Source organism: Streptomyces sp. NPDC007084 (genome assembly GCF_040703595.1).
In the GTDB taxonomy this organism is placed as follows: domain Bacteria; phylum Actinomycetota; class Actinomycetes; order Streptomycetales; family Streptomycetaceae; genus Streptomyces.
In genome coordinates this window covers 1-22,583 of record NZ_JBEYFY010000047.1, presented here as the reverse complement: position 1 = coordinate 22,583, position 22,583 = coordinate 1, and the positions used below count along the sequence as shown (strand labels likewise).

Below are 22,583 nucleotides of genomic sequence, written 5' to 3'. Positions count from 1 at the left end.
CCTCCTTCGTGTCGTGCCGGACGGGTCAGATGTTGTAGATGCCGGTCTTGTAGCGGGCGAGGTTCGCCGGATCGCGGAAGAACTCCACGGTGTGGGCGAGCCCTTGGTCGAGCTGGTGGGCGGGGCTCCAGCCGGTCGCCTCGGTGAGCCGGCTCGCGTCCGCGACCAGCCGCATCACCTCCGAGTTGGCCGGCCGGATGCGCCGGGCGTCCTCGCGGACGTCGAGGGCGGTGTCCATCACCTTGCCGATCAGCGCGACCAGGTCACCGACCGAGATCTCGCCGCCCGTACCGGCGTTGAAGGTGCGGCCCACGACGCGCTCGGCGGGCGCGGTGCCCACCGCGAGGAAGGCCTGCGCGGTGTCCCGCACGAACGTGAAGTCCCGGGTGGGGCGCAGGTCGCCGAGGGTGATGGTGCGTTCGCCCGCGGCCACCTGGCCGATCACGGTCGGGATGACCGCGCGCATCGACTGCCGCGGTCCGAAGGTGTTGAACGGCCGCAGGGTGACCACCGGGGTGCCGAAACTCGCGTGGTAGCTGTCCGCGAGCCGGTCCCCGCCCGCCTTCGAAGCGGCGTACGGGGACTGCGTGTTGATGGGGTGGTCCTCGGTGATCGGCACGGTCCGGGCGGTGCCGTAGGTCTCGCTGGTGGAGGTGTGCACCAGCCGGGGCGTGCCGAGGGCGCGGACCGCCTCCAGCACGTTGAGGGTGCCGGTCACGTTGGTGTCCACGTAACTGTGCGGCGCCTGGTAGGAGTACGGGATCGCGATCAGCGCGGCCAGGTGGTAGACGCAGTCCGCGCCCTCGGCGAGCCCCCGGACCGAGCCCGGGTCGCGGACGTCGCCGAGGACGATCTCGACGTGCTCCAGGACGTCGGGGCTCAGGGTCTCCAGCCAGCCGTACGAGGAGAAGGAGTTGTACTGGGCCATCGCCCTCACCCGGTGCCCCGAGGCGACCAGCGCCTCGGTGAGGTGGGAGCCGATGAAACCCTCGGCTCCGGTGACGGCGGCGAGCGGTGCGGAGGTCAACTCGTGGGTCCTTCCGGTCGGTTGCTCGTGCGATGGGTCGGTGTGCCCGGTGCGCGGGCGGCGGGCCCGGGACGCCGGGGTCGGGGCGCCGGGCGGGAGGTGGTCAGGCGTGTGGCGCGGGCCGCCCCAGCAGCCGTACGGCACAGGCCGCCAGACACAGGGCGGCGGCGCCGCAGAGAAGGGAGAGCGGCAGCGCGGCCGGCGGGGAACGCAGCGCGCCGAGCCAGGCGGCACACGCGGCCGTCGCGAGACAGACCGCGGCCGGCGGCCAGGCCACCCCGAAGGCCTGGAGCAGCAGCGCGGTCCACAGGGTGGCCGCGAGCAGCATGAGCGGCGCCGGCCGCGCCCCGGTGAGCAGTGCGGCGGGCAGCAGCGGCAGGACGTACAGCAGCAGGCAGAGTCCGAGGATGCCCGCCGTGCGCAGCAGGAACCCGCCCGGCGTGGCGGTCGCCCGCAGCGCCGCCACCGACATCCCGCGATACCGGTACAGCAGCCACTCCGCCGGTCCCATGCTGACCGTCAGCACGACCACGGCGTACGGGTGCTGCCTCCCCTCCAGCAGCACCAGGACCCCGGCGGACAGCCCGAACAGGCCGTACGGCAGGGAGCGCAGGAGAGCGGGACGGGCACTCCCAGGGGAAGGGGCTCCGCCCAGGACGGTCCGCAGCGCCCAGCCCGCCGCGGCGACCGCGCCGAGCAGGGACAGCAGCGGCAGCGCCAGCCGCAGCGCGTCTCCCGGCTCCCACCAGGGCAGGACGGCGGCACCGGCGACGAGCGGGGAGAGCGCGGCCAGCAGCAGCCGCTCCCCGCCCAGCACCAGCAGCACACCGGCCGCCGCGAGAAACCCGGACTGCGCCGCCGCCACCGCGACCGCCGTGCCGGACCCGGCGACCAGCGAGCCGGCCCCGGTCGCGGCGAGCGCGCCGAGCGGCGCCCCCTTGAGCAGGGTGCGGCCCGCCTCGCGCCGGCCGGTGGCCATCCGCAGGTGGGCCCGGTGGCCGAGCGCCTGGCCCCAGGCCCAGGAGACCAGGCCCGCCACCACCAGGACGTCCAGGTCCCGGCCCGCGTGCCACAGCCGTCCGGTGAGCAGATAGGCCAGCCCCGGCAGGGCGAACAGCGCCCCGCGCAGCGCGCAGCGCACATGGTCGGGGCGCCACGGGTCGGCGGGCCGCGCGGGCTCCGGGAACGTGCGCGGCACCCGCTCGTACAGGGCGGCGGCGAGCGAGAACAGGTTCGGGTGCCCGTACCGCTCCTGGATGACCTCGCCGGTCAGCCCCTCCGACTCCAGCAACGCGGCCACCTCGTAGGGGTGCACGGCCGGTCCGATGCCGTCGGCGAGTTCGGCCGCGAGCCGGTCGACCGCGTCCCGGCGGGTGCCGTGCGCCGGCCCGCGCGGGGCGGAGGGCCCGGCGCCGACCCGTAAGGACAGGGTGTCCCGCGCGCCGCCGGGTTCGAGGGCCATCGGTCCGCTCATCCGGCCAGGCTCCTCGGTCTCGGCGCCGCCACCCCGGCGTCCGCGGCGGCGAGCGGGGCGGCGGCCGGCTCGGTGACCTCCGGGACGTACCGGCCGGCCGGGCCGGGCGCGGACAGTTCCCGGTAGACGGACCGGAAGGTGTCCACGGTCTGCCGCAGCGTGAACTGCTCGATCACCCGCAGCCGGGCCGCCTCGCCCATCGAACGCCGGCGCCCGGGATCTCCGAGCAGTTCCAGGGCGGCGGCTGCCATGGCGGCCGGGTCGCGCGGCGGTACGACGAGACCGCTGTCGCCGACGGCCTCGCGCACCCCGCCCACATCCGTGGAGACGGTCGCCCGCCCGCACGACATGGCCTCGATCAGGGTGAACGGGAAGCCCTCGCTGATGCTGGAGAGCATCACGACGTTGCCCGCCGCGTACGCGTCCTTGATGTCCTCGACCCGGCCCTCGAAGGTGACGGCCGCGCCGTGTCCCAGCTCCGCCGCCAGCGCCTCGCACCGCTCGCGGTAGGCCTCGCCACCCCGGGGCGTGCCGCCGAACAACCGCAGCCGCGCGTCCGGGAGTCGCTCACGGACGAGGGCGAACGCCCGGATCAGCGTCTCCAGGTCCTTGATCGGGTCGACCCGGCCGGCCCAGGACAGCGTCGGCCGCTCGGGCTCCGGTCCGGCGGGCGGGAACGCCGCCGGGTCCACACCGTTGTAGACCGTGCGGATCGCCGCGGGGGCGGCACCGCCCTGCTCCTCCCACAGCCGGTTGTACCGGTTGCCGGGGGTGATCAGGGCGGCGCGCCGGTACGTCTCCTCCGCGAGCAGCCGGAAGAAGCCGAGGACGACGGCCTTCACCGGCCAGCGGTACGGGCCGGTGCGGTAGCCGAGATAGCGCTCGCGCAGATAGACGCCGTGCTCGGTCAACAGCAGGGGCACGCCGTGCCGTTCGAGGGCGGCGAGGCCCGGCAGCGCGGCGATGCCGCCGCTGACCGCGTGGGCCACCCCGCGCTCGGGGAGCGGTACGGTCAGCGGGCGCAGCGCGTGCTCCAGCAGGGCGGTCGCGGTCAGCGCGTCGTGCAGGGTCGGCCGGGCCTCCCGGACGGCGAGGCCCGGCCGGTTCCACACCCCGGTCAGCACGCGGATCGCCTGGTCGCCGCGGAGGAAGGGACTCAGCATCCCGTCGGCCGCGGCCCGCGCCAGCGCGTACAGCGCGGCGGGGAACCGTTCCTCCGCGCACGGGTCGAGCAGCGCGGTGACGAACTGCTCGTAGGCGGCGGCGAGTTGGTTGCGGCGGCGGCCGCGGGGCGGCCTGCCCTCGGGCGCGGGCCCCCACATGGGGGCGGTCACGACGTGGCCGACGTGCGCGGGGATGTCCCACACGACCGGCTCGCGGCCGGTGCCGGTCACCGCGATGACGTCGAAATCCACGTCGGGCATTCCGCCGACGAGCTGGTCGCACCAGACGCTGACGCCGCCGTGACTGTGCGGGTAGGTGCCTTCGGTGAGCAGGGTGACGCGCGTCGCGTTGGGATCACGCGCGCCGCGGGAAACGTGCATCGATGTGCTCCACGGCCGAGGTGTGGGGTGTTCGTGCCCGTCCCGGCCGCGCGGGTGCGGCCGGGACCTTCGGTCGGTGCGTCGCTCAGTTGTCCGGGACGAAGGGGACCTGGCCGGTGACGCCCGCCGGAACGCGGGTGCGGGGCGTGCCGCTGGTCGCGGGCTGCCGCTTCGGGTGGCCGGCGGCGGAGAGGGCGGGCGTGCCCGGCGGCAGGCCGAGCGTGACGGGTGTGCCGGCGGACGCCGTCCACCCCGAGACCGACCCCGCGTACGCGGTGCCGAAGCCCGTCGGGCCGGCGGTGGTGCCGGCGGGCATGGTGGCGGTGATCGCCACGCCGTCCGGAGCCTGCACGGTGACCGTGTCGCCGACCCGGTAGGCGGTGACCTGACCGGAGTCGAGGGCCGCCTTCCACGCGGCGCGGCGGCGCAGCTCGACGCCGATGTCCTTCATCCGCAGGTTCACCACCGGGGTGTCGTCCGCGAACAGCTCCCGGTAGCCGTCGAGGACTCCGTCGAGCACCGGGTAGGCGATGCGCTCCTCGGCGAGGTTCGACTGGTGGATGAAGTGCGGCTTCGGGTCGTTGGAGAGCACGTGACCGAGGTCGATGCGGGTCTCCAGCGGCACGATGTAGTCCGCGTAGCCCGTCGCGGTGTCCAGCGGCGCCGGCAGGCAGGTGGAGGTGTCCGGGTGCTCCTCGCAGATGCCGCTGCCGCCCTGGGCGCGGCTGGTGTAGATCCAGTTGTACTCGTCGACCTGCTCGGCCGCCTTGCCCGCGTTGTAGAAGACGTTCATCGGGTAGCGGGGGACGGTGGTGGCGGGGCCGACCTGACGCTGCCCGGGCTCACGGGAGTTGTCGGAGCCGAGCCAGGTCACGCCGTTGTCGGCGAGCGCGGGAGCCAGGTTGGGGTTGTCGACGGGCTGCTGCGGCGAGAGCTTCAGACCGGAGTGCTCGCCGGTGATCAACTCCTCGCTGTCCAGTGGCAGTCCGGCCGCCTGACCCCAGGCGCGGTTGGTCGCGATCTCGTCGGAGATGGCGGTGCGCGAGACCCACCGGGTGCTGCCGTCGGCGCCGGTGGCGCACTTCCAGGGGAGCACGCTGACGTCCTGTTCGCAGCCGAGGAACGCGTGCGTATAGGTGTGGTTGATCCAGCGGAACCGGTCGCGTTCGGCGATGAGCCTGTCCCCGAGCGGGTCGGCGCCGCCTTCGCCCTCGTGCTGGTCGACGCTGCCCGCGCCGTTGTAGGCGAGGTCGAGGGTCAGGCCCTGCCGGTTCTGCCAGTCGACGGCGTGGTCGACGTCCGCCGGGGTCATCCGGATGGGGTGGGCGACCCCCTCGCCCTGCGGGCAGTCGATGTCGCCCGGAGTGCAGTCGAGGGTCGTGTCCCAGCGGTCGTCGGCGGCGAAGACGTCGTCGACGTGCACGGCGAAGTAGTTGCGCGAGGCGCCCAGCCGCACGCCCTGGGTCAGCCACTCCACGATGCCGCGCGCCAGCAGCCGGAACTGCTGCTGGTGCTGGTTGTAGACGAAGGTGACGACCAGCTCGCGGCGTCCGTCGTGCCGGTACTCGCCCACGAGGGACCCGCGCGAGGACCCGCCCGGGATCGGCGCGTCGACATACGCGGTGAAGTCGGCGCCCGCCGCGGGGGCCGCCAAATAGGCGTAACTCTCGCCCACGGTCGGGGAGTTGTCCTCGAACGGCACGGAACCGTCCAGATAGCCGAAGGGCCCCGCCCTGCCCGCGGCCGTGACCTGCGCCCGCACTCCGTCGAGGCTGCCCGCGTAGCCGCCCTCGGCCGGGTACCGCAGCCCGGCCTCGGGGCGCGCGTAGGTGTAGGCGTCGACCTGCGGGATCGCGTACGTCTGCTCGTAGGCCGCGACGGCCGCCATCTCGGCGGAGCCCGCCTCGAACGGGTTGTCGTTGGGCAGGACGACCGCCTGGTACCTGGCGCGCGGTGTGCCGTCGACCGTGTCCGCGAGGAATCCGGCGTCGATCACCGGCCGGCCGGACCGCGTCAGGTCGACCTCGGTGTACGGCGTCCCGGCGGTGTCCAGTTCGGCGGCGATGGCGTCGGTCGCGGGCCCTCCGTCGCTCACGACCAGTACTCGCAGGTCGATGCGCGGTGCGACCGGATCGGCGTGCGCCGTGCCGGCCGGTAAACCGAGCGAGGCGATGAGCGCGCCGACCGTGAGCGCGGTCGTGCGAATGGTCCGCTTCATGCGGTGAAGTCCCCTCCCCGAGCAGGGGTGAGTGCGGCTCCCATGGAGCGGACCACCCCCCGGCGTGACGCCACCGCCCCCCTCAGACGTCGGTCGTCAACGCTCTCGTCGCGTCACATAGTGAGGTCTCTGTGTAGCTTTCGTGCGCCTGCCGCGAAACATGACGGAAAAGAGCAGGTATCCAACAGGCGCCGCGAGAAGGCGAGTTGAAGGTGCCTTGGCGGCGGTGACGGGCTCGCCGCCGAGGGCGGGGGAGCCGTCTGTGCCGGGCGGGCCCTGAGGAGTGGCGGATCCGGAGCGCCGCCGTCCGGCCGAGCGTGGCGCCAGTGGTTCAGACCATGAGGCTCATCAGGGTGGGTGATCGGTTTTAGGTCACCGGAAACCGCTCAGCGGTACCGATCGCCGCCGAGGGGCGGCCGGCCCACGCGGTGCGCGCGGACCGGCCGCCCCGGCCGGGCGAGGGTTCAGGAGCAGAGCACACGGGTCTCCGGCGTGTACACCGGCCCGCCGCTCGTGCTCGCGCCGTCGCTGAACTCGGCGTAGTAGTACGAGTAGAAGCCGATGTTCCCGTTGCAGCCGGAGTCGGCCGCGACCTGGAGCGTCAGCGTGACGGTGCGGCTCTGTCCGGGCGGGACGGTGGACCCGTAGTTGGGCCCGAGGTCGGTGGGCCCGGTCCCCGGACACGGCACGCTGCCGGTGGCCGTGGCCAGGTCGCAGCCGGTGAAGGCGTACTTCAGATCGGGGCGCTGGGTGGTCAGCCAGGTCGGCTCGATCGTCTGGTAGACGAACCAGATGTCGTACGTCCGGTGGTTGGTGATCGTCATCGAGAGCTTCACGGTGCCCCCGGGTGTGACCGTGGAACTGTCGCCGGCGAACGTCAGGTCGGCCGGCGCTTGGTCGGCCGCGCTCGCGGCGGGTGCCAGACCGAAGAGGGCGAGGAGCAGAGCGAGAGCGAGAGTGAGAGCGAGGGTGCGGGCGGAGGCGAGGCGGGGGTGTCCCGGCTGTGTTGATCGCATGGCCCCGGAGGCTAGGCAGGCCCCGCGCGCACCGTCTGCCCCAGCGGGGACACGGAGCGTCACCAGCGGCCGGAAGTGCATGTGCGCTGGGGAAGGCGTGGAGGGCCGGTGACGAGCGGCCGCTTCGGCGGGCTCCCCTGGTTCCCCTTTGGTTCCCCTTGTGGGGACACGGCGTTCGTGAGGCCGACGTGCCGGGTGGTCGGCGCCGGGCGGCGGTACCAGCGGGCCGGCCGTATTGGCGGAGACCGTGTGCCGTGCCCCTCGTGCGGGGCCTGCTGTGGGTTCCGGCGCGGGGACGGAATCGGCCGGACCGTCGCGATTCGGACCCGTTCGCGCTTCTGGCGGTGATCCTTCCGGGAGGAGCCTCACCCTTTCCGGTGAGCAATTCGAAATCACTTCGGAATCCGGGTGCATGAAGCGGTGGGGGACGGGCACTAGAAGTCTCAGCTCGCGGATGCCTCCCCCCGGCAGCCCCGAGCGCTCGGCCCCGCCCGTGTCGTCCCACCCCCCCCTGGACGCGCGAGGCGGGGCCGCAATCGTTCCCCGCGGGCGGCCCGTCCGGCGCGCTGTTTCGGTTTGCTGTTCCGGTCCGGTCTTTCGGCCCCTGGCGGCGACTGTCTTGGCGTCGATGCCTGCCGAGCGCGCCGAACGCGGGCCACCGCCTGAGCGGCGGCCCGCCTCGTCAGCCCCGTTCCAGTGAGCGGGACTCCGCCCGGTGGTCGTAGTACGCCCAGGCCGTCACCGCCACCACGGCGGTCACCGTCACGGCGGCGACGCGCAGCCCGCCGGACGTCAGCAGGGCGACCAGTCCGACCAGGACGGCGCCGCCCAGCATGATCACGCGGCTGAGGACGTGCTGGCCGGGGGACTGCGGCTCCTCGCGGTCCTTGAGATCGCGCAGGGCGTCCCGGCCGGGACTGCGTGAGCCGCGCCGGGCCCGGGTGCGGTACTGCAGCCCGTAGCTGATCAGGCAGTAGAGGACGAGCGCCCCCAGGGCCCACAGCCAGGCCTGTCCGTCGAACGCACCACCGTGCCCGTATGCCAGATGCATGACAACTCTCCTCCAGGTGGCGCAGGGGTCAGCGGCATCCCTGTGCCCGCTAAACCCGGCGACACGCGTGGCCGCGGGGAACTGCCCGGCTCGGTCCCTGCGCCGACGTGGCGGCCCGGCCTGGCGACCTCGCGTCGCGCCATGGACGAATCGCCGGGAAGCGGGTGTCAGCGGCCGGGAACGGGACACCCGGTCCTCCCCGGCGGGGCAGCCCGCCGAGCAGCGGTGACCGGGCTCCGGTCACCGGGTGCGCATCGCGCGGGACCGCGGCGCGTACCGCACAGGAGTGGCGCGTACCGCGCGGAAGTGGCGCGTACCGCACAGAAGTGGGAGGAAGTCTTCGTGAACGAGAACCTTTGGGGCTACGGCCCGACCGCCGGTCACACGCCCGACGCGGACCTCACCGGCTACAAGGTGGAGGCCACGGACGGGCACATCGGCAAGGTCGACAAGCACTCCGACGAGGTCGGTTCTCAGTACATCGTCGTGGACACCGGTGTCTGGATCTTCGGCAAGGAGGTCCTGCTGCCGGCCGGGACGATCACGTCGATCAGTCACGAGGACCGGACCATCCAGGTCGCGCGGACCAAGGACGAGATCAAGGCCGCTCCGGAGTTCGACAAGGAGAAGCACCTCGGCGATCCGCACTACCGCGACCAGCTCGGCGGCCACTACGGGTCGGGCCACTGACCCGAACGCGACCGCCGGTGCCGCCCCGGGAAAGGGCGGCACCGGCGCCTTCCCCGCTGGTCCGGGGCCTCCGCTCGTTCCGGGCGTCCGCTCGTGCCGGACGACTGCCGCCCTGGACCGGCACGCCTTCTCCGTCCGGGACGGCGTCGCTTGGGGTTGATCCCCGGTCCCGGACCGGCATCGCTTGGTATGGCCCGCGCTGTCCCGGACCGGACCGGACCGGTGCCGCTTGGGGCTGATCGCCCGCCCCGGACCCGGACCGGCGCCGCGTGGAACCCCTCCTCCGCCCGGACCGCCACCGCCGGCTACCGCCCCTCCCTCCCTCCCTCCCTCCCGACCGATCCGGCCGCCCTCGGCGTGGCCCCGCATCCGCCCGGCGGACCCGACGGGAAGATCGGTGGAGGAGGGCGCGTCCGCCGCCGCACGGTGCCGGACCGCGCCCCGGACCACACCGCGCCCACCGGGCGTACGCACCGACCGGCTGCTCGGAGTCCTCGGAGGATGATGCCCATGACCGCGAAGCGCGGTGTGCCCGATGTCCTGGTCGTCGGCGGCGGGCTCGCCGGTCTGGCGTGCGCCCGCGACCTCGCCGGGAACGGCCTCGACGTCCGCGTGCTGGAGGCGTCGGACGGGGCGGGCGGCCGGATGCGCTCCGATCCGCACGACGGTTTCGTCATCGACCGGGGCTTCCAGGTCTTCAACACCTCCTACCCGCAGGTCCGGCGCCGGCTTCCGCTGCGCGACCTGCGGCTACGGCCCTTCACCCCCGGCATCCTGGTGCACACGCCCGAGGGGCCGCTGCGCTTCAGCGACCCGACCCGCGGCCCTCGTCACCTGGGCGACCTGCGGCCGGGCCGGCTCGCGGGAACCCGTGACCTGATCGCGCTGGCCGCCCTGTCCGGCCGGGACATGCTCGCCCCGGCGCGCACCCTCAAACGCGGTGAGGACCGCACCACGCGCACCGCGCTGGCCGCCGCCGGGTTCTCCGAGGCCTTCGTGGAGCGGTTCTTCCGGCCCTTCCTCTCCGGTGTCTTCCTGGAGGACCAACTGGAGACCTCCGGCAAGGTGTTCCACCTCGTCTGGCGCAGCATGCTCCGCGGTACGCTCTGCCTGCCCGGTACCGGCATCGGGGCGGTGCCCCGGCTGCTGGCCGACGCGCTGCCCCCGGACACCCTGCGCCTCGACACGCCGGTCACACGCCTCACCGACGACGGAGTGGAGCTGGACTCCGGGGCCGAACTCGCCGCCCGTGCCGTGGTGGTGGCGACCGGCCCGGGCCCCGCGGCGCGGCTGCTGCCCGGCCTGGACCTCCCGCCCTACCGCGAGGTGACGACGTACTACCACGCCGCGACCCGCACGCCCCTGGCCGAGGGGACCCTGATCACGGACACCCGGCGGCGCTTCCTCAACACCTGCGTCCTCAGCGAGGTGGTCCCCGGTTACGCGCCACCCGGCATGTCGCTGATCGCCACCTCGGTCCTCGGCCCCGACCAGGAGGGCCGGGAGACCTGGCTGCGCGACACGCTCGCCGAGGTGTACGGCACCGACACCGCCGACTGGGACCCGCTCACCGTCCGGACGGTCCCCGACGCGCTGCCCGCGATGCCCCCGCCCCAGCCGCTCACCCGGACCGCCCGGCTGTCCGCGGGCCGGTATGTGTGCGGCGACCACCGGACCACGGGCTCCGTGCAGGGCGCCCTCGCCTCGGGGGCGCGCGCGGCCCGCGAGATCGCCCGGGACCTCGCCGGACGCTGACGAGGACTCCGCGAGCCCCGCCCCATCCGAAACGCCCATGGCTACGGATCACCTGTGAGGGAAAAGAGGTGAAACGTCATGGAACACACGTATATGCAAGGCGTGGTCTCCGCCGCGGGATCCGCCGTGCTGTGCGACCGGCGCGGAGACCTGCGCCGCAAGCTGACCGAATGGGGGCTGGAGCGCTCCGCCCGCGAGGACATCCTCCTCGTCACGGGCGAGCTGCTCGCCAACGCTCTGGGGCACGGCCGTCCGCCCGTGCGGGTGGTCTTCACGGAGACTGGTACGGACGACAGCCGGTACCTGCACATCGAGGTCACCGACGGTGGCACCGGCATCGACGCCGGTCGCGTCCGCGCGACCTGGCGGCATCCGTCGTTCTCCCTGGCCGACGGCGGCCGGGGACTGCTGATCGTGGACACCCTCGCCGAGAGCTGGGGAGACGTCCCGACCACCGAGGGACACACGGTCTGGGCCGACGTCGACTGCGCGGCGGCCCACGCGGGCGTCCCGGCGCGGGCCACCGGGTAATCGACTCGGTGACACCCCTCGGTCGGCTGAGACCAGCCGCGAGTGCCCGCGGCGCGGCGGCCGGGACGCGTTCGGCGACGAGCGGATCGGCCGCGCCGGACATGACACGGGCGCGGTGGCGCGGGATCTCCCGACAGCGAACGGCGGGGGCGTGCCGTGCCGCTGTCGCTGATCGCTGATCGCTGGTCGCTGGTCGCTGGTCGCTGGTCGGCGTCGGGCACCGCAATGGCCTCGGCGCCGGAGCGGATCCGTCCGCCGCGCTCCACAGCGCGCGCCAACTGGGCGCTCATCAGCTCCTGTCGGGGATGGGCGGCGGGCCGCTCGCCCTGCCCGAGCCCTCCGTGGTCGAGCCGGAACCGGCCGTCCTCGGTACGGAACCCGCAGGTGCTCTAGGGGAGCGGTTGCTCCGTCCAGATCGTCTTGCCCTCCGCCGAGTAGCGGATGCCCCAGTTGTGGCTCATCTCCTGGCAGATGAACAGTCCGCGCCCGCCCTCGTCCACCGTGCGGGCGTGCCGGATCCGGGGTGCGGCGCCGCCGCCGTCGCTCACCTCGCAGGTGAGCGTGGAGTCCTTGATGAGCCGCAGCCGGATCGGCGGAGACCCGTAGCGCACGGCGTTGGTCACCAGCTCGCTGACGATCAGCTCGGTCGCGAAGGCGGTCTCCTCGCTCACCTGCCACGTCCGGAGCCGGTGCCGCGCGTGCTGCCGTGCCGTGCCCGCCGCCGCCGGCACCGGGTCCAGCGGCCAGGTGGCGACCTGGTCGGCGGGGAACTCCCGGGTACGGGCGAGCAGGAGCAGCACATCGTGCGTCCCGGGCGTGCCGCGCAGCCGGTAGAGGATGTCGTCGCGCAGCTCGGCCAGCGGGCGGTCCAGCCGGGACAGCGCCTCGCGCAGCAGCCTCGACGGGCGCCGGCCCCTGCTCTCGGAGGCCGGGAAGGACGTCGTCCACAGGGCGAGCACACTGCCGTCCCGCATCGGCACGGACGCCGTGGCGAAGGGCGGCCCGTGGCGGCTGCCCAGCAGCGGGCCCGCCGGGAGTTCCGGCACGTCGATCACTCCGCTGGGGTGCGCGACCACCGGCGCGGGATGCCCGGCGGAGGCCATCGCGCACACCCCGTGCAGGGGATCGTGCACCACGTAGACACAGCTCGCGCTGAGCGGCTCCTGGTGCAGCGGGTCGCCGGTGGGCAGCGCCTGCCGCTCGTAGGCGAGGCGTACGACGGTGTCGTTCAGCCGGGCGAGCAGTTCGTCGGGCTCCAGGTCGAGCGCGGCGAGCGAGCGGACGACGGTGCGGAGCTGGCCCATGGTCGTCGCGGCGTCGATACCGGTCCCGCGGACCTCGCCGACGGTCAGCGCGGTCCGCGCCCCCGGGAGGCTGAAGGCGTCGAACCAGGTCCCCGCGCCCGCGTCGGCAGGCAGATGCAACTGCGCGAACTCCATGGCCGTCTGCGAGGGCGGGTCAGGGGGCAGCAGATGGCGTTGCAGGGCCGCCGCGATGGTGTGCTCGTGGGTGTAGCGGCGCGCGTTGTCGAGACTGAGCGCGGTGTGCGTGGCCAGCTCGTGCGTGAGGGCCACGTCGTTCGCGTCGAAGGCGTCGCTCCCCCGCACCCGGTACAGGCTCAGCAGCCCGAGCACGGAACCGCGCACGGCGAGCGGGGCGGTGAGCAGCGTACGGGCGCCCGAGTCACGGATGGCCCGGGCCCGCTGCGGATCGGCGGCCAGCCACGGGGTGTCCTCGTCGAGGGTGACGGCGCGCGGCTTGAGATCGGTCAGCGCCTGCGAGTACGGGGTCGGCGTCGGCAGGGCGCGGACGTCACCCAGCGGATGCGCCTGCGCCGCCCGGTCGGACACGGCGTTGCGGAACGCGGCCCGCCGCAGGGGGACCTCGCGCCCGAGCGGACTGAGCGGAGGGTCCTCGCCCCGCACCACGGCGTCGACCACCTCGACCACCGCGATGTCGGCGAAGCCGGGCACCAGCGCGTCCACCAGTTCCTCGCAGGTCGTCACCACGTCGAGACTGCGCCCGACCCGCTCCCGCACCGAGGCGAGCGCCTCGATCCGCCGCTCGGTGCGCATGTGCTCGGTGACCTCGACCAGTGAGAGCACCGCGCCCCGCCCCTCCCTGAGCGGGAAGGCGGAGATCCGCACGAACCGTTCCGGGCCGGAACCGCTCGCGGGGTCGAGGCGTACCACGTAGTCGGTGACCGGCGTGCCGGCGGTGACGACGTCCCGCAGGATGCTGTCGAACTCCAGCGGCCGGGAGGGCCGGCACACCTCGCCGACCGGCCGGCCGCGCGCCTCGTCCTCCGTGGCGGCGCAGAGCGTGACGGCCGGGTCGTTGAGGCTGAGGACCCGCAGCTCCGCGTCGACGACGAAGTACGCGTCCCGGGTGTTCGCCCGCAGTGCGTCGAGCACGGCGTTCCTGGTGTCGGCCGCCTCGTCCTGAGGTCCGGTCACGGAAGTGTCGCCCGTCGCCTCGAAGACGCCCCAGGCCGTCCCGCCGCCGGGGAGCGGGACCGGCCGGACGCGCAGGTCGACGGGGTTGCCCTCGTGGTCCTCGATGCCGGACGGACCGCTGCCCGGCTCCGCCGGGCCCGCGGGGTCGTCGCCGGCGCGCGTGAGCAGGTGCAGAGCCGTCCGCCCCAGGGCGGCGGAATCCGGCAGCCGCCACAGTTCCCGCGCCCGGGGGCTCCAGCGGACGACGACGCCGGCGCCGTCCACGACCATCAGCGGGGCCTCACCAGTCACCGGAATCACCTCTGCTGTGGGTCCGGCTGCGCGCCTCCGTGTGACGGGAGGGATTCGGCGGCTGATTCTCACCGGAGGAGGTCATGTCGCGAAGCGTGTGCTCTTCGGTCGGGCGAGCAACGATTCCTCCAATGTAGGACCTCGTCCTGGGCGGGGCGCGTCGGCGGCCGACGCGCCCGCGGCCGACGCGCCCCGCGACGCCGGGGTGCCGGGACGCGAAGAGGGCCCGGGTGCGGCGCCGGCCGGAGCAGCCGGAACGGCCTGAACCGCCGGAGGCGATCGAACGAGTCCGCATGGGATCGACATGGATCGGGTCGGACCGGAGTGGACCGGACTGGACCGGTGGGGGTGGGGCCCGTATCCGGCCCGTCACCGTCACGTCACAGGCCCGTCCGGGCGCGAACCTCCGGCGGCCCGTGCGCGCTCTGTAGCGACGAGTGCCGGGGAAGCGCCGGCAAGGGGACCGACTCATCGGGGGACAGCATGCGCAACGGGACGCGGTACGGAACGGGTGCCCGCAGGGCCGCCGTGGCGATGGCGGGCGTGTCCGCCGCCGCACTTCTCATGACCGCCTGCCAGCCGGACGACGAAGGAGCCGACTCCCCTCCGGCGTCGTCCTCCGCGCCGCCGGCCGCCTCCTCGGGCGCGGCCACACCGAGCGCGCCGTCCGGCGGTACGGGCACGGGCTCGTCGGGCGGCACTGACTCCTCGGGAGGTACGGGCTCGTCGGGAGGTACGGGCTCGTCGGGAGGTACGGGCTCGTCGGGAGGTACGGGCTCGTCGGGAGGTACGGGCTCGTCGGGCGGCCCGTCGGCGAAGCCCTCCTCCGGTGAGCCGGGCTCGGGAGACGGGTCCTCCGCTCCGGCGGTCCCGGCCTGCGCGGGCGAGTCGCTGAAGACCTCCATGCGGCAGGCCGACGTCCGGCCGCAGGGCACGGGTACCGGCGCGGCCGTCGTGGAGTTCACCAACACCTCCGCCGCCTCGTGCTCGCTCCAGGGTCATCCGACCGTGGCGGGCGCGGCCAACGGCTCCCCGGACAAGAACCGCCCCCTCACCGTGACCCCGACGGGCACCGCGGCGAAGGTGGCCCTCGCACCCGGCGGGAAGGCCTGGGTCAAGCTGACGTTCGTACAGGTCCAGGGGGAGGGCGACGGTTACTGCGCCTCCGGTGCCGAGCCGGCCTCCTTCCCGACCCTCGTGGTGGGGCTGCCCGGCGCGGGCGCGCACCAGGTGGCGCTGGACGACGGAGTGGTGGCCGAGTGCGACAACACGGTCACCGCCACCGCCGTCACGGCGACGAAGCCCTCCTGAACACCCTCCTCGTGCCGGGGTCTCCCCCCGGCCGGGGTCTCTCCTCGCGCCGAAGTCTCTTGGCTGGGCCGCCCGGGAATGCGGACGCGGGGTGGGCTGTTACAGCTCACGTAACTGATTGGCATGCGCGAGTCAAGGCCCGTGCATGGTGGGCGAAGGAGGCCTCATGGCACGCAGTACCGCGCGCCCCGTCGTCACGCTGAAGTCGACGGCCGGAACCGGCGCGACATACGTGACGCGCAAGAACCGCGGCAACGACCCCGACCGGCTCGTGCTGCGCAAGTACGACCCGCAGGCGGGCAGGCACGTCGCGTTCCGCGAGGAGCGCTGATCCCACGCCGGCCGACCCCCGGCCGGCCGACCCCCGCCGGCCGCGCCCGACGGTCGCGCCCGGCGGGTGTGGCCGACGCCTCCGCCGTCGTAGTCGCCGCAATCGAGGAGGGAACCCCATGAGGACCGACATTCATCCCGTGTCCCGTCCGGTCGTCTTCCGGGACCGTGCCGCCGACGTAGCGTTCCTGACGCGGTCGACCGCCCGCTCGGACAAGACGGTCGAGTGGGAGGACGGCGCCGTCTACCCCGTCGTCGACGTCGAGATCTCGTCGGCGAGTCACCCGTTCTACACCGGGACCTCACGGGTCCTGGACACCGCCGGCCGGGTGGAGCGCTTCGAGCGCCGCTACGGCCGCGCCGCGGCGCACCGGAGCTGAGCCCCGGAACACGCCGTGCCCGGCAGGAGGAGAGCACGCCCATGAAGGTACGCAATTCGCTCCGTTCGCTGAAGTCCAAGCCCGGCGCCCAGGTGGTGCGCAGGCGCGGCGTGGTCTTCGTCGTGAACAAGAAGAACCCGCGCCTGAAGGCCCGCCAGGGCTGACGCGGGAGGCGGAAGAACCCGTCCGGCCCGGCTCGCGCACCCGCGTGGGCCGGGCCGCACGCGTGTCCGGGGGGTGGGCCGGCGGGGGGCGTCCGGTCCGGGTACGTGCGCGGCCACCGCGCTTCCACGACCTGCCCGCCGGGACCCGCGGCGCACGGATGCCCGCGCCCGCCTGGAGTTACGATCACGCATGTGACGTGCCTTCTCCCGCGGCTGACCGGATCGCCCGCGGACGGCGGTGCGCCGGTGGACCGAACCGACGCGTGAGGGTCGCGCCGGTCGCAGAACTCCGAAGGGAGCCGTTCGTGACCACGGCCAAGGACCTGTTCATCGTCACGATGGACAGGGAGCCGGACCGCCCGGTGGGACAGGGCGACCTCTCGCTCGCCCTCGCGGGCGCGGAGGTGATCGATCTCGTCGCCACCGAGGCCCTCACCCTGGACGGCGACCGCATGGTGCCGAGGCTGGACTCGGCGACGGACGACCGCCTGCTGGACGAGGCGGCGACGAAACTCGACCGGCGGGCGCCGTACGAGAGGGTCGAGGACTGGCTCTGGCGCAGGGGCCGCGACCTGGCCGCGGCCTATCAGAGCGACCTCGAACGGTCGGGTCAGCTCGTACGGCAGAAGCGGGGCCGCCTGTCGTTCAAGGGCGAGCGCATGGAGCTGACGGACTCGCCGGCCCGCACCCGCGCGCTGCACCGCTGGGCGGCGGACGAACCCGTACTCCTCGCCCTCGCGGCGGTCGTCGGGCTCCCCGCCGAGCAGACCGAGGACACGCCGGCCGTGGCCGACGAGGGAGTCACGACCGTCCTGGTCGCCGTGCACGACGCCGTGATGGAACTGGAGGCGGTCCGCCAGCGCCGGTCCATCGAGAAGGCGGCGTTCGCCAACATCTGGCGCGGCTGACGACGACAGGGCTGGCCGTCTGAACCGGGACGAGCCGCTCCTGAGGACCGGGCCGGCCGGCCGTCTCGACGGGGGCGGGCGGCCGGGCGCCGGGCTCGACAGGCTCCGCCGGGGACGGGCAACCGGCTCCGCCGGGGACGGGCGGCCCCCTCCGCCCGAGACGGCCGGCCGCTCAGCCGGAGGACTCGCGCGCTCGACGGACGCTGTCCCGTGCCTCCTGGAGTTGTGCCTCCACCCGGGGCGCCCGCCGGGCGCGCAGGGTGTCGGAGACCCGTTGCAGGGTCTTCGTCAGCGGGTTCTTCTCCTGGCCCTCGGACGCGGCCCGCACGGCGGACGCCGCGGCCCGGAACTCCTCCATCTCGGCGAGCGCCGCGTGGGCCAGTTCGGTGGCCTCCCGGTACAGGTCGCGGGACTTGGTCATCGCGTCGAGGGCCTCGGCGTAGGAGGCGACCTGCGCGCGTGCCTTGGCCAGTTCCTCCTCCAGCGTCAGCAGCCGCCACTCCTCGCGCAGCGCGGTGAACGCGGCGGCGGCGTCGTCCGGCAGCGGCCAGGGCAGGGCGGCGAAGCGCAGGATCTTGTCCAGGAGTTCGGTCGGCTCGGACCCGTCGAGGAAGACGCTCCGTACGCTGAACTCCTCCTGGTCGTAGCCCAGCCGGGCCGGGGCGCCGGGGAGGATGACGGCTCCGCCGCGCGGCACGGACACGTCGAGGTCGCCGAGGGCCCAGTTGACCGCGTGGTACTGCTCCGGCGTGGCCCGGTGCTCCACCACGCGGTGCCGCAGCCCCGGCGGCAGCAGCCGGACCAGGGGGAGCCGGCCGTCGCTGTCGGGCGTCATGGCCTCGTGGACGACGACGTGGACGCTCCAGCTCTGCCGTCCGCTGTCCTTGATCAGCCGGCGCAGGACGGCGTCGTCCTTGGGCAGCGGATTGATGTCCCGCAGCCGCAGTCCGGTCGCCGCGTCCCGCTCCCAGTCGAGTTCGCCACCCGCCGTCCAGAACACGTCGGCGGGGGAGGGCCACGCCAGGTCCCAGGGCGCTTCCGCCTCCGCCGCCAGCGTCCACCGACGGTCGCCGTCCACCTCCTCCCGCCCGTCGGTGACGAGTCGCGCCCGTACCGTGACGCCGTCGGCGACGAACCAGCGGGCCTCGAAGACATGACCGTCGGGTGCCGAGGTGTTCCCCGTCTCCAGGAAGCCCTGGATCCGTTCGCTGTTCTTCAGTTCCCGCAGGTGCTCCCGGACGGCGTTCTGCGGTGCGGGGCCGGTGTGGCGCCCGGCGGCCAGCCAGACGGTGTCCGGCGCGGTGGGACGGTCTGTGGAGGACTTCGACATGAGTCACTTCGCTGGTGGGGTGTGGTGTGCCCTCCCAGTATGGTCACCTCGCGCCATGATCCGGAGACGTGGCCCCCTCGGAGATCACGGACCTCCGCCCTCGCGCGATTATGGGCGTTTCGTCATCATGGGCGGCGCGCGGCGGGGTTTCCCGGTGCCGACCGCGGGGACCCGGTAGGGGAGAGAGCCCAGTGCCGCAGGGAAGCAGGTCCCGAACGGGCCGGACACAGAAGGAAGATGAAGCGTCGTGACCGCGGACACCAGCAGCAGGACCATCATTCGGACCGAGACGGAGTGGGCCGAGGCGCGCCGTCGGGGGAGTGGTCCGCGGACCTGTGTTCCTGCGACCACCGACCAAACGGCCCGCCAGGACCGGTCCGCTCCCGAGGGGAACATAGTGCGGGGCGAGGACTGACCCTCGTAGGTGTATGAGGACCGACGCCGTACCTGTACGGCGTCGTGTACGACGTGAGGGCGCCGATCCCGTGAAGGGGATCGGCGCCCTCACGCCGTAGGGAAGCCGGGCCGGGCCGGCTCAGGGAGCGGTGTCCGTCTCGGAGCGCAGCCGCCGGACCTCGTCCTCCCGCGCCTGGCGCAGGTCGTCCTCCTCGGGCACTTCCGGCACGTCGTCCGGGACGAGATGGACGGCGGCCTCCTCCGCGGAGGCCGCGGCGCCGTCGATGCCGACGTCCTCGGCGAGCATGTCGTTCTCGGCGTCCTCCAGGGCGTCGTCCTCGTACGCCACCAGGCGACCGGCCCGGTCCGAGCCCGCCTCGTCGTCCAGCGGCTCGCCGTCCCCGCCCTCCAGATCGCCCACACCGTCGTCGTCGGCGTCCGGCTCCTCCAGGGCGGGGTCCCGGCGCTCCTCGGCGAGCCGCTCGTCCAGGGTCTCCCCTTCGCGCTGCTCACGTTCCGTGGTGCCCTGGTGGTTCACACCGAGGGGGCGCTCGGGCGGCGACCACCCCTCGTCGTAGGGGTCGGCGCCCCGGTCCTCCAGGGTGTCCTCCGCGTCGAGGATGCCCTCGTCCTCGCGATCGTCGAGGCCTTCCGGCTGGTAGACCTCGTCGCCCATGACGTCGTCCTCGCTCTGGCTGCCCATGTCGTCAGCGACCTCCGGGATGGTTCGAAGTGTGTCATCGCCCCGCGTACCCAGGCTCGCCCAGCCCACCCGTTCCGGCACGCCGGAGCCGCCGGCCGGTACGGAGGGTGACCGCCCGGTGAGCGCTGATCCGGGGCCATCACGTTTGACCCGCGCCTGGGCGGTCACCCGATGCTCCGGCAACTGATGTCGATCCTGATGGGGAAGTGAGCAGTTGTGGCTGGTGACCAGAAGGCCAAGGGCAAGATGGAAGAGGCCAAGGGCAAGGCCAAGGAAGCCGCCGGGCGCGCCGTGGGCAACGAGCGGATGACCGCCGAGGGCCGCGCCGAGCAGGCGAAGGGCGACGCGCGTCAGGCGAAGGAGAAGGCGAAGGACGCCTTCAAGCACTGACGGCGCGCCGACCGGCACCGCCCGCGCGGCCGAGCGCCCACAGCACCGCCCGGCGCGCGGACACGTGCCGAACCGCACCGCCCCCGGTGCGCGGACACGTGCCGTACCGCACCGCCCAGCGCGCGGACGAACGCGACCCCCGCCACCGCATCGCGGACGAGTGCCGAGCAGCACCGCCCCGACGCGGACGAGGGCCGGCCGGCACCGCCACGTACTGACACGTGCGGACCGACGCTGACCAGTACAGGCGGCCGAAGCCGTGCGCGCGTCGAAGCGCCCGTCATGCCCGTCATGCCGAACCCAGGTGGGGTCCGTTCCCCGGAACGGACCCCACCGGTCTGCGTTCACGAACGACAACCCCCGGTAGCGGGCCCCGCCAGGGGACCGGCCTTACGCACCGCTCCTGTTGCCGTGCGCCCGCGCGGGCCGAAGATGGTGGGGAGCGGCGGAGAGGAGCCCCCGGCGTGGGAGCACTGCACACGCAGGCAGGCGGACGAGGAGACAGTTCGAAGGGGGCGGCCGAGGGAGCCGATCCGCGGCGGTGGCACGCCCTGTGGGTGACGCTGGCCGCCGGGTTCATGAGCCTGCTGGACGTCACGATCGTCGCCGTCGCGCTGCCCTCCATGCAGCGGGACCTGCACGCCTCCGCGCCCTCCATCCAGTGGGTGGTCTCCGGCTACGCCCTCACCTTCGCCCTGGTCCTGGTGACGGCGGGACGCCTCGGCGACGCGATCGGCAGACGGCGCATCTTCCTGCTGGCGCTCGCCGCCTTCGTCCTGTGCAGCGCGGCGGCCGGTGCCGCGCCCACCATCACCCTGCTCATCGTGGCCCGGCTGGCCCAGGGGGTCGCCGCGGGCTGTCTCGCCCCGCAGAACTCCGCCCTCATCCAGCAGATGTTCCGGGGAGCCGAGCGCGGACGCGCCTTCGGTCTCTTCGGCGCCACCGTCGGCATCTCCAGCGCCGTCGGCCCCGTCGTCGGCGGGCTCATCCTGAAACTCGCCGACGGACCCGACGGCTGGCGCTGGATCTTCTACGTGAACGTGCCCGTCGGCGCCGTCGCCTTCCTGCTGGGCGTGCGCATGCTCCCCAAGGTCGCCCCCGGGCGCCGCGAACGGCTCGACCTCCCGGGCGTACTGCTGCTCGGCTGCGGGGTGCTCGCGGTGATGCTGCCCCTGGTGATGGCCGAGTCCGGCGGCGTACGAAAGCTGTGGTGGCTCTTCCTCGTCGGGCTGCTCCTGCTCTGGGCCTTCGCCCGCTGGGAGCGGCGCCTCGCGGCACGCGGCGGCCGGCCTCTCCTGGACCCCCGCCTGGTGACCAGTACACGGGGCTACGCCGCCGGTGCGACGATCGCGGCCCTGTACTTCGTGGGGTTCAGCGGGGTCTGGCTGGTGTTCGCCCTGTACTTCCAGAACGGCGAGGGCTTCTCGCCGCTGCGCTCGGGGCTCGCGGTGACGCCGTTCGCCCTCGGTTCGGCCGCCGCCGCGGTGATCGCCGGACGGCTGGTGGACCGGTTCGGGCGGCTGCTGACCGTCTGCGGCCTCACCGCGGTCGCCCTCGGACTCGGCGGCGCCGTGCTGATCCTGCGTTTCGGCCCCGCCGACAGCGCGGTCTGGTGGGCGGCTCCGGCCCTGTTCGTCGGCGGGCTGGGCGGCGGCTGTGTCATTTCGCCCAACGTCACGATGACCCTGCGGGACGTCCCCGTACGCATGGCGGGGGCGGCGGGCGGCGCCCTCCAGACGGCCCAGCGGCTGGGCGGCGCCGTCGGCACGGCCGCGCTGCCGGGTCTCTTCTACCTGGTGCTCGGCACGGAACACCGCGACTACCGCTCCGCCGTGGCACTGGCCGTCGGAGCCGGCACGGTGGCCATCCTCGGCGCGCTCGCCCTCGCCGTGTACGACTGGCGGCGCGACCGCGCCCCCGACGACGGCCAGCCGCCCTGCCCGCCCGAGTGGTCCCACGGCCACACCCACGCCAGCCAGCCCTGAGGGGCCGGCCGGCCCCTGACGCCGGCCCCAAGGGGATGAGCCCTACCGCCGCCCCTGACACCGGACCCTCAACGGGCCCCCAGTAGCCCGCCGCGGCTCCCCGCCCGGCGGGTGCACAGCGGAACCACAGCGTCCGAAAAGCTTCGCCGCTCGTGACGAACGCCCAGCAGGCCATGGTCAATTCAAGCCGTTGTGTTGTCGCCGCCATGACAACAAGACGGGACCGATGTCACTCTGCTGACGAACATTCACGCTTCGTTCACGCCCCCACACCTAGCGCCCCACACCTAGCGCCCCACGCCTGTCGCCCCCACGCTCCTCACCCCACACCTGTCGCCCGCACCCTCACGCTCCACGCGCCGCCCGAACCGCGCGTGTCCTCGTGCGCGGTACGTCGAGCGGCGCTCCTTCCCGCCCTGCCCCGGACCGGCCCCTGCCGTCGGCCCGGTGGCCCAGGGCAACCCCCGCAGAAGGAGACCACCTTGAACCGCGTCCCCGGTTCCGCGCGTCGGCGCAGACGCGCCGCCGCCCTCGCCCTGACCGCCGCCGGCTCGCTGCTGGCCCTCGCCCTCCAGCCGGCCGCCGCGACCGCGGCCCCCGCCGACCCGGCCCCCGGCGCCAGCCGGATCACCG

General features: G+C 73.9%; 20 protein-coding genes. 10 read left to right on the top strand and 10 right to left on the bottom strand.

Features of this window, described 5'->3' with window-relative positions; genetic code table 11:
- Window positions 1-25: 25 nt before the first annotated feature.
- The 6 genes from AB0912_RS27775 to AB0912_RS27750 form a co-directional block, all read right to left on the bottom strand.
- On the bottom strand, window positions 26-1,027 hold the full coding sequence (locus AB0912_RS27775; RefSeq protein ID WP_366704467.1) for a GDP-mannose 4,6-dehydratase: 1,002 nt from the start codon (window positions 1,025-1,027) through the stop codon (window positions 26-28).
- Window positions 1,028-1,130: 103 nt separating this feature from the next.
- Window positions 1,131-2,501 (bottom strand): hypothetical protein, encoded by a 1,371-nt coding sequence (locus tag AB0912_RS27770; protein WP_366704465.1) that lies wholly within the window; start codon window positions 2,499-2,501, stop codon window positions 1,131-1,133.
- A complete protein-coding gene (gene pelF / locus AB0912_RS27765; protein WP_366704463.1) occupies window positions 2,498-4,045 on the bottom strand; it encodes a GT4 family glycosyltransferase PelF in 1,548 nt (515 codons plus the stop codon). Before pelF ends, AB0912_RS27770 begins: the two co-directional genes overlap by 4 nt.
- Window positions 4,046-4,130: 85 nt before the next feature.
- Window positions 4,131-6,263, bottom strand: coding sequence for a hypothetical protein (locus AB0912_RS27760; protein WP_366704461.1), 2,133 nt, complete (start codon window positions 6,261-6,263; stop codon window positions 4,131-4,133).
- A gap of 464 nt (window positions 6,264-6,727) precedes the next feature.
- Window positions 6,728-7,279 carry a hypothetical protein gene (locus tag AB0912_RS27755; protein WP_366704459.1) on the bottom strand — a complete coding sequence of 184 codons (552 nt, stop codon included), beginning with the start codon at window positions 7,277-7,279 and terminating at the stop codon, window positions 6,728-6,730.
- A 682-nt stretch (window positions 7,280-7,961) separates the two neighbouring features.
- On the bottom strand, window positions 7,962-8,330 hold the full coding sequence (locus tag AB0912_RS27750; protein ID WP_366704457.1) for a hypothetical protein: 369 nt from the start codon (window positions 8,328-8,330) through the stop codon (window positions 7,962-7,964).
- Between the two features lie 342 nt (window positions 8,331-8,672).
- Between AB0912_RS27750 and AB0912_RS27745 the strand changes: the two genes are divergently transcribed.
- The 3 genes from AB0912_RS27745 to AB0912_RS27735 all read left to right on the top strand — a co-directional run bounded on the left by AB0912_RS27745 (window position 8,673) and on the right by AB0912_RS27735 (window position 11,306).
- A complete protein-coding gene (locus tag AB0912_RS27745) occupies window positions 8,673-9,020 on the top strand; it encodes a PRC-barrel domain containing protein (RefSeq protein WP_366704455.1) in 348 nt (115 codons plus the stop codon).
- Between the two features lie 501 nt (window positions 9,021-9,521).
- Window positions 9,522-10,775, top strand: a complete 1,254-nt coding sequence (locus AB0912_RS27740) for an NAD(P)/FAD-dependent oxidoreductase (RefSeq protein WP_366704453.1) — start codon at window positions 9,522-9,524, stop codon at window positions 10,773-10,775.
- A 78-nt stretch (window positions 10,776-10,853) separates the two neighbouring features.
- Window positions 10,854-11,306 carry an ATP-binding protein gene (locus AB0912_RS27735; RefSeq protein WP_366704451.1) on the top strand — a complete coding sequence of 151 codons (453 nt, stop codon included), beginning with the start codon at window positions 10,854-10,856 and terminating at the stop codon, window positions 11,304-11,306.
- Between the two features lie 389 nt (window positions 11,307-11,695).
- Here AB0912_RS27735 and AB0912_RS27730 read toward each other — a convergent pair whose 3' ends face one another.
- Window positions 11,696-14,053 (bottom strand): SpoIIE family protein phosphatase, encoded by a 2,358-nt coding sequence (locus tag AB0912_RS27730; RefSeq protein WP_366704449.1) that lies wholly within the window; start codon window positions 14,051-14,053, stop codon window positions 11,696-11,698.
- Between the two features lie 380 nt (window positions 14,054-14,433).
- A complete protein-coding gene (locus AB0912_RS27725; RefSeq protein WP_366704447.1) occupies window positions 14,434-14,958 on the bottom strand; it encodes a hypothetical protein in 525 nt (174 codons plus the stop codon).
- Here AB0912_RS27725 and AB0912_RS27720 point away from each other — a divergent pair.
- The 5 genes from AB0912_RS27720 to AB0912_RS27700 all read left to right on the top strand — a co-directional run bounded on the left by AB0912_RS27720 (window position 14,957) and on the right by AB0912_RS27700 (window position 17,146).
- A complete protein-coding gene (locus AB0912_RS27720; RefSeq protein WP_366704445.1) occupies window positions 14,957-15,364 on the top strand; it encodes a DUF4232 domain-containing protein in 408 nt (135 codons plus the stop codon). The genes AB0912_RS27725 and AB0912_RS27720 overlap by 2 nt on opposite strands.
- Before the next feature lie 166 nt (window positions 15,365-15,530).
- On the top strand, window positions 15,531-15,695 hold the full coding sequence (gene rpmG, locus AB0912_RS27715; protein ID WP_366704443.1) for a 50S ribosomal protein L33: 165 nt from the start codon (window positions 15,531-15,533) through the stop codon (window positions 15,693-15,695).
- 118 nt (window positions 15,696-15,813) lie between these two features.
- Window positions 15,814-16,074 (top strand): type B 50S ribosomal protein L31, encoded by a 261-nt coding sequence (locus AB0912_RS27710; protein ID WP_366704441.1) that lies wholly within the window; start codon window positions 15,814-15,816, stop codon window positions 16,072-16,074.
- A 41-nt stretch (window positions 16,075-16,115) separates the two neighbouring features.
- On the top strand, window positions 16,116-16,238 hold the full coding sequence (ykgO, locus tag AB0912_RS27705; protein WP_081220789.1) for a type B 50S ribosomal protein L36: 123 nt from the start codon (window positions 16,116-16,118) through the stop codon (window positions 16,236-16,238).
- A 305-nt stretch (window positions 16,239-16,543) separates the two neighbouring features.
- Window positions 16,544-17,146, top strand: a complete 603-nt coding sequence (locus AB0912_RS27700; RefSeq protein WP_366704439.1) for a GPP34 family phosphoprotein — start codon at window positions 16,544-16,546, stop codon at window positions 17,144-17,146.
- A gap of 172 nt (window positions 17,147-17,318) precedes the next feature.
- Here AB0912_RS27700 and AB0912_RS27695 read toward each other — a convergent pair whose 3' ends face one another.
- The gene (locus AB0912_RS27695) at window positions 17,319-18,476 is read right to left on the bottom strand and encodes a hypothetical protein (RefSeq protein WP_366704437.1); all 1,158 of its coding nucleotides are present in this window, start codon (window positions 18,474-18,476) and stop codon (window positions 17,319-17,321) included.
- Between the two features lie 535 nt (window positions 18,477-19,011).
- The gene (locus AB0912_RS27690; protein WP_366704435.1) at window positions 19,012-19,575 is read right to left on the bottom strand and encodes a DUF5709 domain-containing protein; all 564 of its coding nucleotides are present in this window, start codon (window positions 19,573-19,575) and stop codon (window positions 19,012-19,014) included.
- A gap of 216 nt (window positions 19,576-19,791) precedes the next feature.
- On the opposite strand from AB0912_RS27690, the gene AB0912_RS27685 reads away from it, so the two are divergent.
- Both AB0912_RS27685 and AB0912_RS27680 read left to right on the top strand, forming a co-directional pair.
- A complete protein-coding gene (locus AB0912_RS27685; RefSeq protein WP_366704433.1) occupies window positions 19,792-19,965 on the top strand; it encodes a CsbD family protein in 174 nt (57 codons plus the stop codon).
- 473 nt (window positions 19,966-20,438) lie between these two features.
- Window positions 20,439-21,950 carry an MFS transporter gene (locus AB0912_RS27680; RefSeq protein WP_366704511.1) on the top strand — a complete coding sequence of 504 codons (1,512 nt, stop codon included), beginning with the start codon at window positions 20,439-20,441 and terminating at the stop codon, window positions 21,948-21,950.
- The last annotated feature ends 633 nt before the right edge of the window (window positions 21,951-22,583 follow it).